This window comes from Streptomyces sp. NPDC104761, assembly GCF_055583445.1.
In genome coordinates this window covers 156440-169155 of sequence record NZ_JBVJNZ010000003.1, presented here as the reverse complement: position 1 = coordinate 169155, position 12716 = coordinate 156440, and the positions used below count along the sequence as shown (strand labels likewise).

Below are 12716 nucleotides of genomic sequence, written 5' to 3'. Positions count from 1 at the left end.
CCTTTACGGAGGGAAGGCCGACGGCCGCCGCGAAGGGGCGGGCACGGTGCCCGAATTGGGCTCCGTACCCCGCCCGCCCCGCTCCCACAACGTGAGTCGCAGCACAGAACCACCAGGTAACACCGGGTTCACATTCGAGCAATGATCGGGAAATCGCCTGTTGACAGGCTGCCGGGCAACACCGAGGCGCCCCAGTGCCGTAGCGCCACTGCACCCGCAAGTGCGCCCGACCCACCCCGAAGGATGTGGCCCGTGACCTTCAAGGCTGAGTACATCTGGATCGACGGCACCGAGCCGACGGCCAAGCTGCGTTCGAAGACGAAGATCATCGCGGGCGCCCCCGCCGGTCTCGACGCGCTGCCGATCTGGGGCTTCGACGGGTCCTCCACGAACCAGGCCGAGGGGCACTCCTCGGACCGTGTGCTGAAGCCGGTCTTCACCTGCCCGGACCCGATCCGCGGCGGCGACGACGTCCTCGTCCTGTGCGAGGTCCTGGACATCGACTTCACCCCGCACTCCTCCAACACGCGCGCCGCGCTGGTCGAGGTCGCCGAGAAGTTCGCCGCGCAGGAGCCGATCTTCGGCATCGAGCAGGAGTACACGTTCTTCGACGGCTCCCGTCCGCTGGGCTTCCCCGAGGGCGGCTTCCCGGCCCCCCAGGGCGGCTACTACTGCGGTGTCGGCGCCGACGAGATCTTCGGCCGCGAGATCGTCGAGGCGCACCTCGACAACTGCCTCAAGGCGGGTCTGGCCATCTCCGGCATCAACGCCGAGGTCATGCCCGGTCAGTGGGAGTTCCAGGTCGGCCCGGTCTCCCCGCTGGAGGTCTCCGACCACCTGTGGGTCGCCCGCTGGCTGCTCTACCGCACCGCCGAGGACTTCGGCGTCTCCGCCACCCTCGACCCGAAGCCGGTCAAGGGCGACTGGAACGGCGCCGGCGCGCACACCAACTTCTCCACCAAGGCGATGCGCGAGGGCTACGACGCGATCATCACCGCCTGCGAGTCGCTCGGCGAGGGCTCCAAGCCGCTCGACCACGTCAAGAACTACGGCGCGGGCATCGACGACCGCCTGACCGGTCTCCACGAGACCGCCCCGTGGAACGAGTACTCCTACGGCGTCTCCAACCGCGGTGCCTCGGTGCGGATCCCGTGGCAGGTCGAGAAGGACGGCAAGGGCTACATCGAGGACCGCCGCCCGAACGCCAACGTCGACCCGTACGTCGTGACCCGGCTGATCGTCGACACCTGCTGCACCGCCCTGGACAAGGCCGGCCAGGTCTGATCCGCGGACTACTCCCCCGAAGGGGCGCCCATCGTGACGGTGGGCGCCCCTTCGGCGTGCCGTAGTCGTGCCGTCGTCGTGCCGTCGTCATGGCGTCGTGTCAAAGAAGCGTCCAAGCAGTGAGAGGAGGGTCCTGTTTCCCGGCTGTGTCTGCTTCAATGGGCCCATGGCCAGCTTCCAGAAGTGCAGCGCGACGGGTCGCCAGGACCTTGAGCCGTTCTGGCCTTCTCGTCAGCACCACGACTTCGACCGGGTGTGTTGCCGCGCGACGAACGCGCGGGCCCTCTAAAGCCGTACACCCCGGCCTTCGGCCAGCGCGGAACGCAGTACGTCCCCGCGGCGCGCCCGACCACGAATCGCGGCCGTCGCCCTCGACCGACTGACTCCTCGCGCGAAAGAGCTGACGTCTCATGGCGACCACTCGTTCTCTCTCCCCCGCCTCCGCCCTCGGCGCCTCCTCGCCCGGCCGCCACCGGCTGCGTGCCGTCGACCGCGACGAGGTCGTGGACATGGCGGAGCTGCTGCCGCCGGGCGCCACCTGGCTGCCCGCTCCGCAGCACGCCCTGCCCACCCTGCCGGGCCAGCCGCCGATGATCGGCTACCTGGTGCTGGTCCCGGCGGACCAGCAGCCGCCCTTCCTGCCGGTCGCCGTACCGGACCCGCAGGAGCCGGCCGCGGAACCCGCCGCCGGGGCCCGGCCGCTCGTCACCGTGGACACCGTGGAGCGCACCGCCCAGGTCGACGGACGTGAACTCGACCTCACCTACCTGGAGTTCGAGCTGCTAGCCCATCTGGTGGCGTATCCGAACCGGGTGCACACCCGTGACCAGCTGGTCACCACGGTCTGGGGCTACGGCCATGTCGGCGACGGCCGCACGGTCGACGTCCATGTCGCCCGGCTGCGCCGCAAGCTCGGCGCGGAGCACCGCCGGGCGATCCAGACGGTCCGCCGGGTGGGATACAAGTACACCCCGCCGACGGGCCGCTGACGGACGGCCGTCGGGCGCCCGACGGCCGCTCCGCCCTCGGCTGAACCCCTTACGTCCGGCGTTCCCCGGGGGCACGATCAACGGCATGAGGCTTCTGGTGCTGGGCGGTACGGAGTTCGTGGGGCGGGCGGTCGTCGAGGCCGCGCTCGGGCGCGGCTGGGAGGTGACCGTCTTCCACCGGGGCAGCCGCCGGCCCCCGGCCGGGGTGCGGTCGCTGCACGGCGACCGCACCGCGCCCGACGGCCTCGCCGCGCTCGCCGACGGCACCGAGTGGGACGCGGTCGTGGACACCTGGTCGGCCGCACCCCGGGCGGTGCGGGCGACCGCGCGGCTGCTGCGGGGCCGGGCCGGACGGTATACGTACGTGTCGAGCTGCTCGGTGTACGACTGGCCGCGCCCGGCCGGGTACACCGAGGAGGCGGCCCTGGTGACGGGGGCCGCGGCCGACGCGGAGGCGACCGAGTACCCGCAGGACAAACTGGGCGGCGAGCTGGCCGCCGTGGAGTCCTTCGGCGCGGACGGCTCGGTGCTGGTGCGGGCCGGGCTGATCCTCGGACCGTACGAGAACGTCGGCCGGCTGCCCTGGTGGCTGAGCCGGATCGCCCGGGGCGGGCCGGTGCTGGCGCCCGGACCGCGCGATCTGCCCGTGCAGTTCGTGGACGCCCGCGACCTCGCCGCGTGGGCCCTCGGAGCGGTGGAACAGGGCCTGTCCGGTCCGTACAACCTGGTGAGCCCGCCGGGGCACGCCACGATGGGCGAACTGCTCGAGGCGTGCCGCCGGACCACCGGCTCGGACGCGGAGCTGCGGTGGACCGATGCGGAGACGGTCCTGGCGGCCGGGATCGAGCCGTGGACGCAGCTGCCGGTGTGGGTGCCGGCGAGCAGCGAACTGCACGACGGTGTGCACGGGCTGGACGTGTCGCGGGCGGTGGCGACGGGACTGCGGTGCCGGCCGGTGGAGGAGACGGTGGCCGACACGTGGGGGTGGCTCCGGGGCCTCGACGGTGCGGCGCCGGTGCGGCCGGGGATCGGGCTCGACCCCGCCGTCGAGGCGCGGGTGCTCGGGGTTCCCTCCGCCGGTCGTGACTGATCCGCGGGCCGGTGGGGGTTGATCGCGCAGTTCCCCGCGCCCCTTACGGGGCTTCAGGCAGCGCCCCGCCAGGGGCGCGGGGCTGTGTCGCATGTGCGGCTCCGACGCGTGGGCGCGACGAGCCACGACGGCGCCGCAGTCGGCGGACGGCATGTCGTGGGGTGTATCCAGCACCACCCCCTGACATGGGGCTTCGGGCCAGTGACCCCCGCTCGTGCGGTCGGACAGACTGACGGCATGACGACGAACACAGACAGCGGAGGCTTTCGGGCCAGGACACGGGAGGTGTTGCTCGCCGCCGTGCGGGGGCTGGTGCTGGCGTTGGTGATCCTGCCGGTCTCGGTGCTCTGCTTCGCGCTGGCCGCGGTGTCGGTCGCGCTGATCCCGATCGGGATCGGGATCGTCACGACGCCGTGGATCCTGGGCGGGGTCCGGGACGTGGCGGACGTGCGGCGGCGGCTCGCGTACGAGTGGTGCGGGGTGCGGATCCGGTCGGCGTACCGGACGCTCCCGGCGGACGCCAACCCGTGGGCCAGGACCTTCGGGATGCTGCGGGACCCGCAGGTCGGGCGGGACGTGCTGTGGCTGTTCGTCGACATGACGGCCGGGTTCGTGACCGCGCTGCTCCCGGCGGTGCTGCTGTTCTATCCGTTCGAGGGGTTCGCGGTGGCCGCCGGGCTGTGGCGGGTGCTCACCCTCGACGGCACCTACTGGTACGGCTTCGTTCCGGTCACCGACCAGGCCACCGCGTTCGGTGCCGCGGCCACCGCCGCCGTGCTGCTGGTCGGCGCCTGGTACCTGTGCCCGCGGCTGCTCACCGCCCACTTCCGCCTCACCCGCGCCGTCCTCGACCCCGGGGAGGGCGAACTCGTCGAGCGGGTGCGGGTGCTGACCGAGACCCGCAAGGACGCGGTGGACGCCTCGGCGGCCGAGCTGCGCCGGATCGAGCGGGACCTGCACGACGGGGCGCAGGCCCGGCTGGTGGCCATGGGCATGGACCTCGGCACGATCGAGATGCTCCTGGACAAGGACCCGCAGAAGGCGCGGCAGCTGCTCGCGCAGACCCGGCGGGCGTCCGTGGAGGCGCTGGGCGAGCTGCGGGACCTGGTGCGGGGCATCCACCCGCCGGTACTGGCCGAGCGCGGGCTCGGGGACGCCGTGCGGGCGCTGGCGCTGCGGCTGCCGGTGCCGACCGAGGTGACGGTGGAGCTGCCGGGGCGGGCGGACGCGCCGGTCGAGTCGGCGGCGTACTTCGCGGTGAGCGAGGTGCTGACCAACGCGGTGAAGCACTCCGGGGCCGACCGGATCTGGGTGGACCTGCACCACGTGCCGGACGGCGGCGGCATGCTGCGGATCTCGGTCACGGACCACGGCCGCGGCGGCGCGGTGGTCGGGGCCGGGTCGGGGCTGGCCGGGGTGGAGCGGCGGCTGGGTACATTCGACGGCGTCCTGGCCGTCAGCAGCCCCGCCGGCGGTCCCACCATGGTCACGATGGAGATTCCGTGCGCGTTGTCCTAGCCGAGGACCTGTTCCTGCTCCGCGACGGGCTGGTCCGGCTGCTGGAGGCCTACGGCTTCGAGATCGCCGCCGCCGTCGAGTCCGGTCCCGAACTCGACCGTGCGCTGGCCGAGTTGCGGCCGGACGTGGCCGTGGTCGACGTCCGGCTGCCGCCCACCCACACCGACGAGGGACTGCAGTGCGCGCTCCGGGCGCGGCGGGACCGGCCGGGGCTGCCGGTGCTGGTGCTCTCCCAGCACGTGGAGCAGCTGTACGCGCGCGAGCTGCTGGCCGACGGCAGCGGCGCGGTGGGGTACCTGCTGAAGGACCGGGTGTTCGACGCGGAGCAGTTCGTGGACGCCGTACGGCGGGTCGCGGCGGGCGGCACGGCCATGGACCCGCAGGTGATCCAGCAGCTGCTGTCCCGGCGGGCCGGCGACCGGCCGCTGGGGGGGTTGACACCGCGGGAGCTGGAGGTCCTGGAGCTGATGGCGCAGGGCAGGTCGAACGCGGCGATCGCCGGCCAGCTCGTCGTCACGGAACGGGCCATCGCGAAGCACACCTCCAACATCTTCACCAAACTGGGACTTGAGGTGTCGGACGACGACAATCGGCGCGTCCTCGCGGTGCTCGCGTACCTGGACCGCGACCGCTGATTTTCCAGAAACCGCCCTGCTCAAACGGCAGTTGTGCCCCAAGTGCGTAACAAGTCTCTGATGAATTTGTGAGACGCCTGAACACGCCTGAGACGGGCTGCGTATGAAAGGACGCCGCTTCACTCCTGTCGGGCGCCTCGATGCCGCCCCGCAAGGAAGGTCTGAGGAGTTCCATGGGACGCAACATACGCAAACGCCGCTCGCCGCTGACCGTCAAGGTCGTAGCCGCATCGGCGGCTGTCGCACTCGGCGGGGGCGGGCTGCTCTATGCGCAGATGAACGCTTCGGCTCACGAGTCGAACAACTCGGCGCAGAACTACACGAAGGCCGCCTCCGCGACGGTGGCGACCATCTCCTGCCCGGACGTCGGCCAGAAGCTGACGAACGTGCCGGACAAGGCGAAGATGGGGGTGGCGGCGGAGCTGGCCAACCTCGACAAGCAGATCACCGAGGCCTACTCCCGGCTCGCCTCCACGCGCCAGGCGCAGGCGAACGACGCCAACTTCGTGCAGAACGCGATCGTCGGCCCCCTGAAGGAGAAGCGGGCGGCCACGATCGACCGGATCCGCATCGACATCACCCGGGTCGGCGGCCAGTTCAACAGCGCGCTGTCGCAGCTCGCCGCCTGCACCACGCAGACCGCCAACCAGACCACCGCCGGGCAGGGCAACAACAACGGCGGTCAGAACAACAACGGCGGCCAGAACAACAACGGCGGTCAGAACAACAACGGGAACAACGGCCAGGCCAGCGCCGCCCCGAGCGCCAGCGCCAGCACGCCGGTCGACGTCGGCGCCGGCGGGCAGGCCGGCAACGGGCCGTCCGCGGCCGACTTCGTGGACATCACGAAGGTCGCGCCGAACGTCCTGGCCAAGCCGCAGAACACCGGCCAGGCCTCGACGGGTTCCTTCACCACCCGTTGCGGTACGAACCAGAACAAGAACCACAACACCGACAACGTCATCGTGGCGCCCGGCGTGACCAACGGCGCGCACCACGAGCACGACTACGTCGGCAACCAGAAGGTCAACGCGTTCTCGACGAACGACTCGCTGCTGGCCGCCCCCTCCAGCTGCCAGAACCAGAGTGACCTCTCGGCGTACTACTGGCCGGTCGTGCGTGAGCAGGACGGCTCGCAGGAGTTCGACGCGAACGCGCTCGGCGGTGGCAAGGAAGGCAACGTCGGCAAGATCATCACGCCGGTCCAGGCGCAGATCAAGTACGTCGGCAGCCCGGCCAGCAAGGTCACGGCCATGCCCCAGTTCCTGCGCATCATCACCGGTGACGCGAAGACCACGACCAACGGTCTCGCCAACGCCAACGCGCACTGGAGCTGCACCGGCTTCGAGAACAAGGTCCAGCTGACCCAGCAGTACCCGATCTGCCCGCAGGGCAGCAAGGTGGTGCGGACGTTCGCCTTCCAGAGCTGCTGGGACGGCGTGAACATCGACAGCGCCAACCACCGTACGCACGTGGCCTTCGCGGACCCCGCGAGCGGTGTCTGCCCGAACGGCTTCAAGGCGATCCCGCAGCTGACCATGCGCCTGGTGTACAACCTGGCCCAGCCGAGCATCGTGAACGGCCAGGTCAAGAACGCCTACGCGGTGGACGGCTTCCCGGAGCAGCTGCACAAGGCCGCGACCGACCACGACGACTTCATCAGCGTCACCAAGAACAACCTGGCGGCGAAGATCGCCAACTGCATCAACAGCGGCCGCAAGTGCCAGTGAGCGGTGGCTGACCGGCAACGCCGGTAGCACGGAGCGGGCGGTGGGAATCTCCCACCGCCCGCTCTCGTGTGTGCCGTACGGGTCGCGGCCCTCAGCTGGTGTGCTTGCTGTGGTCGACCCCGATCTCCTCCTCGCCGCCCAGCGTGGTCTGCAGCGCCTTGACGACCTTGTCGGTGCCGACGGCCACCCACTTGCGGCCGACGAGGTAGAAACCTCCGTAGTCCTTCGCGTCGTTGATCCACTCGCGCTGGCCGCGGTCGGTGGCGAAGGTGGCGAAGACGAACTTGCCGGCGGAGACCTTGCAGATCGCCTGGCGGACCTCGTCGGAGTCGATCTGCATGTCCGGGGTGCACTTCACCTTGGCGGCCAGGCTCTCCAGGCTGCCGGTGGCCGTCACCGGGATACTGGTCTCCGCCTTGCCGTCGCCGGATCCGCAGCCCGCCAGCGCCAGTACGGCCACGGCGCCGGCCACGGCGAGCATCGGTCGGGTCGTCCTCATCTGTTCCTCCGGTCGCGTTGCCGGCCCCGGGTGCCTGCAGGGGGCCCGTCCCCTTCGATACGGCTGCGGGCCGCGAACCACTCACATCGGCCCGCGTCGTCGCGGACACCGCAGTGTCACCCGGGTGGCGGTGACCAACCAACGGTTCGCTCGTTCTCCAGGACGTGCAGTCACAGGATGTAGCCCAGCGTCACGCAGCCGCCTCCGCCGGAGCCCCGCATCCGGCCGTCGATGTCGAGCAGGCCGAGGCCGCGCTCGTCGAGCACTACCCCCGCCTGGTCCGGCTCGCCTACCTGGTGCTGCCGCCGGGGCTCGCGCGCGGCCGCCGCGTCCTGACCGCGCACGCCCTGGTCCAGCGGGCGCTCCCCCGGGGCCGTCAGCAGGTCCCGGTGGTCCCGGCCCAGTCGAACGGGCGGCAGACCGACCCCGGGTACTCCCTGGTCCGCCTCGAAGTGGTGCGGACGGCACTGGAGGCGGGCCGGCCGCTGCGGCTCACCACCTGGCCGAAGCGCGCCCAGCTGCCGCCGCTGCTCCCCCAGGTGTGGGGCCTGAGGCTCTTCCCGCGCTCCGGCGGTGCCGACGAACTCGCCCTGGACCAGCGGCTCGCCGCCCTCTCCGCCCCGGCCCGCGCCGCCTACGCGCTGCGCGGCCTCGAACAGCTCCCCGACGGCGACGTGCGCGGGCTGCTGCGGGCGGCGGGGGTCGAGCACCCCGAGGGCGCGCTCGCCGAGGCGAACGGCGTCCCGGCCGAGTATCCGCTGCTCGACTCTCCCGAGTTCGACCCCTGTTCCCTGCAGGCCCGGCCCACCGACCTGATGCGCCGCCGCCGGCACACCAAGGCCGCGCTCGCCGCCGCTGCCGCCCTCGCGGTCTGCGGGGCGCTGGTCGGGCTGCCGGGCGGCGGCTGGGGCGCCGACGGTGCGGCCGCCCCGGTGTACGCGCAGAACCCGGCCGCCCAGGCCGCCCTGGACCCGGCCCGGCTGACGAAGGTCCCGGCCACCGCCTGGAAGACCGCCGCGCGCACCGACTTCTCCGCCTGGCCGGCCCGCGGCGCCCTCACCGGCGACACCGCGCTGCTGCGCCGCGCCCTCGCCGTCTGGGCCCGCCCCGGCGACACCGTCCGCGTCTCGGCGACCCCCGGCACCCAGACCGGCGGCCCGGCCGGACCGCCCCAGCTGCTCTACGCGGGCGTGGTCGACAGCGCCCGGGTGGTGATCTTCTACGACGGTCTGCGCATCGCCCGCTACGCCGAGCCGAAGGACGGTACCCAGGGCGCGGCCCTGGACTTCGCCCGGGCGGACGGCGCGACCGGCGTGGAGGCGAGCGCCCTGGTGCTCGGCCGCTCCGACGGCAACGTGCGCTATCTGACCGCCCCCTGGGTGACCAGGGCGGCCGAGCGGGACCTGACGAAGCCGGACGGCGGGGCGCTGGACCTCGGGCTGACCGGCGGGGTGACCGGGCCGCTGGCCAGCCCCGCGCTGCAGCAGGGGGCGTGCACGTCCTGGAACGTGCTCCAGCTGACCGACGCGCAGGGTGTGCACGTCTCGACCGACCTGGGCGAGCTGATGCCGGCCCGGCTCACCGCCGGGCGGCCCGGCGAGGCCGGCGAGGTCTCGGGGGCGGCGGCGCTGCGCGACTGGGCGCCGTTCGCCTGCTCGCTGGCGGCGGAGCGGTCGGCCGGGGTGCGCAGTGTCAACGCGTGGGCGTTCGCCGAGCAGGAACTGCCGGACGCCGCCGGCAGCGGGTCGTGGGTGTGCACGCGCACCGAGACCTGGCGGGGCGACGGGACGGTGTCGCTGGCCCAGTTCCGGACCCCGGGCAGCCGGTACGGGGCGGTCGCGGCCAGGGGCGCCGACGTGACGGCCTGTGGTCCGCGCGATCCGCACGTGCTGGCCGGGGTGTTGTGGAAGTCCGGCGGCGGCCGGTGGTACCTGCTGGCCGCGGGCAGCCGCGACACCGCGTCGGTCCGGGCGACCGGCGGGGTCACGGCGTCGGCACAGGGGACCCAGCTGGTGGCCGAGGCGAAGCAGGGGGCGCAGGCCGAGCTGTCGGGGACTCTGGAGGACGGGAGCCCGATCAGCGGACTGCGGTGAGCCCGGCACCCCCGGAGGGTCTTGCTGACGTTCGCGTAAACAAGGTGGGACGGGGGGCTTCTCAGGCCACCTACCCGTCAGTACATTGACGCCATGTCCAACAAGCAGCCGCAGCCGGTGCAGTCCGAGCACATCGCGCTCAAGGCCCGCAACGTGTCCTTCGCCTGGGAGGACACTCCCCTGCACTGGGTGCCCGGCGATCCCTTCGCGACGCACACCATCAACGTGCTGCACCTGCTGCTGCCCGCCGGCGAGCGCTGGTTCGTGCACGTCTACAAGCAGGTGCTGCCGCTCATCCGCGACGAACGGCTGCGCGCGGACGTCGTCGGGTTCATCGGGCAGGAGGCCATGCACTCCCAGGCCCACGACGAGGTGCTGCCGCACCTCAGGGAGCAGGGTCTCGACCCGACGCCGTACACCGCGCAGGTCGACTGGTTCTTCGAGAAGCTGCTCGGCGACCGGACCCTGCCGCCCGGGAAGGCCAGGCGCTGGTGGCTGCTCGAACGGGTCGCGCTGATCGCGGCCATCGAGCACTACACCGCCTTCCTCGGCGACTGGGTGCTCAACGCCGAGGAACTGGACCGGCGCGGCGCCGACCCGATGATGCTGGACCTGTTGCGCTGGCACGGCGCCGAGGAGGTGGAACACCGCTCGGTCGCCTTCGACCTCTTCATGCACCTCGACGGCGGCTACCGGCGCCGGGCACGGACCTGGGCGACGGCGTTCACGGCGATCGTGTTCCTGTGGCAGCGCGGCGCCCGCTTCTTCATGGCGAACGACCCGACGCTCGTCGAGGGCCGGGCCCGGTTCCGGGACTTCTACCTGGCCGGCCGGCGCGGCACGCTGCCCGCCACCGCAGACATGCTGAGGTCGATCCCGCGCTACCTCAGCCGCACCTACCACCCCTCCCAGGAGGGCTCCACCGAGCAGGCCGTCGCCTACCTGGCCTCCTCCCCCGCCGCGCTCGCCGCCGAGCAGGAGGGCAGGTGATGACGCCGAGGCTGCGGACCGTCGTCGCCGTCGCGGGCGCCGCGCTGCTCGTCAGGCGGGCCCTGCGCCGCCGCATCGGGGCCTCTCCGCTGTGGCCGATGCCGACCCTGGACCCGCCGACCTCCGGGCGGCCGCGCTCCCGGGCGCTGCGGCTCCTGGTCGCCTCGCACCGGACGGTCGCCGACGGGGTCGTCCAACTGCGCCTGGAGGGTGACCGGTTGCCCCCGTGGCAGCCCGGCGCCCATCTCGACGTGGTTCTGCCGTCCGGGCTGGTGCGGCAGTACTCGCTCTGCGGGGACCCGGCCGACACCTCCTCGTACACGATCGCCGCCCGGCTGGTCGCGGACGGGCGGGGCGGCTCCCGGGAGGTCCACGAGCAGGTCGTGGCGGGCATGGAGCTGGAGGTGCGCGGGCCGCGCAACCGTTTCCCGCTCGTCGAGGCCGCCTCGTACGTGTTCGTGGCCGGGGGCATCGGCATCACGCCGATCCTGCCGATGGTGCGGGCGGTCCCGGAGGGGGTGGCGTGGCGGCTGCTGTACTGCGGGCGGACCCGCCCCTCCATGCCGTTCCTGGACGAGCTGGCCGGGGACGAGCGGGTCACCGTCGTCACGGAGGACGAGGACGGCCGCCCGGACCTCGACGCGCTGGCCGTCCCGGAGGGCGCGGCGGTCTACTGCTGCGGCCCGGAGGGGCTGATGTCGGCGATGGAGGAGCGCTTCCCGGCGGTCCGCCTGGAACGTTTCGCGCCGCGCACCGGCACCGGCGGCGACCACGCCTTCGAACTCGAACTACGGCGCAGCGGACGGACGTTGACGGTCCCTGCCGACTCGTCCGTGCTGGCCGCGGTACGTGCGGAGCTGCCGGACACGTCGTACTCCTGCGCACAGGGGTTCTGCGGGACCTGCGTGCAGCGGGTGCTGGAAGGGGAGGTGGAGCACCGGGACGAGCTCCTCACGGACACGGAGCGTGCCGACTCGATGCTCATCTGTGTGTCGCGGGCCCGAAGTGGGAGACTTGTGCTGGATCTGTGAACACCCGTGAAGGGTCAGGTCCGTGGGAGGCCGGATCCGATCGGTAAGGTGTTCGCATGACAACCGGGGTACGCCGCAGGATGGGAGTCGAGGAGCGGAGGCAGCAGTTGATCGGCGTCGCCCTCGAACTGTTCAGCCGTCGCTCGCCCGACGAGGTCTCCATCGACGAGATAGCCTCGGCCGCGGGCATCTCGCGGCCGCTGGTCTACCACTACTTCCCCGGCAAACTGAGCCTGTACGAGGCCGCGCTGAAGCGGGCCTCGGAGGATCTCGCGGGCCGCTTCCACGAGCCGCACGAGGGTCCGCTCGGGGCCAGGCTGCTGCGGGTGATGCGCCGCTTCTTCGACTTCGTCGACGAACACGGGCCCGGCTTCGCCGCGTTGATGCGCGGCGGCCCCGCGGTCGGCTCCTCGGCGACCAACGCCCTCATCGACTCCGTACGGCAGGCCGCCTACGAGCAGATCCTCTCCCACCTCGACGTCACCGAGGCACCGCCCCGCCTGGAACTGGTCATCCGCTCCTGGATCTCCCTCGCCGAGTCGACGGCCCTGATCTGGCTCGACGGGCGGCGCATCCCGCGCGCCGAGCTGGAGGTCCAGCTCGTCCACGACTTCGCCGCGCTGACGGCGGTGAGCGCGGCGTACGACGAGGAGATGACGGCGCTGGTGAAGCGGATGGTCCAGGGAGAGCCGACCGACGGCCCGTTCACCGACCTGGCCGCCCGCCTGATCGCCCTGGCGGGTTAGGGCTGCTGTCGTTTCGCGGCTGCGGGGGGGGGGGGGGGGGGGGGGGGGGGGGGGGGGGGGGGGGGGGGGGGGGGGGGGGGGGGGGGGGGGGGGGGAAGGAGAACGGGCAGA

General features: G+C 72.4%; 11 protein-coding genes. 10 read left to right on the top strand and 1 reads right to left on the bottom strand.

Annotated elements, in window-relative coordinates; translation table 11 throughout:
* The first annotated feature begins 252 nt into the window (after positions 1–252).
* From glnII to ACZ63F_RS10475, 6 genes are all read left to right on the top strand, one after another.
* Positions 253–1284 (top strand): glutamine synthetase, encoded by a 1032-nt coding sequence (gene glnII / locus ACZ63F_RS10500; protein ID WP_293991202.1) that lies wholly within the window; start codon positions 253–255, stop codon positions 1282–1284.
* A gap of 410 nt (positions 1285–1694) precedes the next feature.
* Complete coding sequence (locus ACZ63F_RS10495; protein WP_469710073.1) at positions 1695–2273, top strand: winged helix-turn-helix domain-containing protein; 579 nt, start codon at positions 1695–1697, stop codon at positions 2271–2273.
* Positions 2274–2358: 85 nt separating this feature from the next.
* Positions 2359–3363 carry an NAD-dependent epimerase/dehydratase family protein gene (locus tag ACZ63F_RS10490; protein ID WP_469710072.1) on the top strand — a complete coding sequence of 335 codons (1005 nt, stop codon included), beginning with the start codon at positions 2359–2361 and terminating at the stop codon, positions 3361–3363.
* A gap of 237 nt (positions 3364–3600) precedes the next feature.
* Positions 3601–4881: a sensor histidine kinase gene (locus ACZ63F_RS10485; RefSeq protein WP_469710071.1), complete on the top strand. Its 1281-nt coding sequence runs from the start codon at positions 3601–3603 to the stop codon at positions 4879–4881.
* Positions 4866–5516 carry a response regulator transcription factor gene (locus tag ACZ63F_RS10480; RefSeq protein WP_469710070.1) on the top strand — a complete coding sequence of 217 codons (651 nt, stop codon included), beginning with the start codon at positions 4866–4868 and terminating at the stop codon, positions 5514–5516. Before ACZ63F_RS10485 ends, ACZ63F_RS10480 begins: the two co-directional genes overlap by 16 nt.
* Positions 5517–5689: 173 nt before the next feature.
* Entirely contained in the window at positions 5690–7246 is a 1557-nt protein-coding gene (locus ACZ63F_RS10475; protein WP_469710069.1) for a DUF1996 domain-containing protein, read from the top strand.
* Positions 7247–7337: 91 nt separating this feature from the next.
* On the opposite strand, the gene ACZ63F_RS10470 is transcribed toward ACZ63F_RS10475, so the two are convergent.
* The gene (locus ACZ63F_RS10470; RefSeq protein WP_352353930.1) at positions 7338–7745 is read right to left on the bottom strand and encodes a hypothetical protein; all 408 of its coding nucleotides are present in this window, start codon (positions 7743–7745) and stop codon (positions 7338–7340) included.
* 164 nt (positions 7746–7909) lie between these two features.
* On the opposite strand from ACZ63F_RS10470, the gene ACZ63F_RS10465 reads away from it, so the two are divergent.
* The 4 genes from ACZ63F_RS10465 to ACZ63F_RS10450 all read left to right on the top strand — a co-directional run bounded on the left by ACZ63F_RS10465 (position 7910) and on the right by ACZ63F_RS10450 (position 12605).
* Positions 7910–9838, top strand: coding sequence for a hypothetical protein (locus tag ACZ63F_RS10465; protein ID WP_469710068.1), 1929 nt, complete (start codon positions 7910–7912; stop codon positions 9836–9838).
* Between the two features lie 93 nt (positions 9839–9931).
* Complete coding sequence (locus ACZ63F_RS10460) at positions 9932–10828, top strand: metal-dependent hydrolase (protein ID WP_469710067.1); 897 nt, start codon at positions 9932–9934, stop codon at positions 10826–10828.
* Positions 10828–11859 carry a PDR/VanB family oxidoreductase gene (locus ACZ63F_RS10455; RefSeq protein WP_469710066.1) on the top strand — a complete coding sequence of 344 codons (1032 nt, stop codon included), beginning with the start codon at positions 10828–10830 and terminating at the stop codon, positions 11857–11859. Before ACZ63F_RS10460 ends, ACZ63F_RS10455 begins: the two co-directional genes overlap by 1 nt.
* Positions 11860–11915: 56 nt before the next feature.
* The gene (locus ACZ63F_RS10450; RefSeq protein ID WP_469710065.1) at positions 11916–12605 is read left to right on the top strand and encodes a TetR/AcrR family transcriptional regulator; all 690 of its coding nucleotides are present in this window, start codon (positions 11916–11918) and stop codon (positions 12603–12605) included.
* Positions 12606–12716 lie beyond the last annotated feature (111 nt).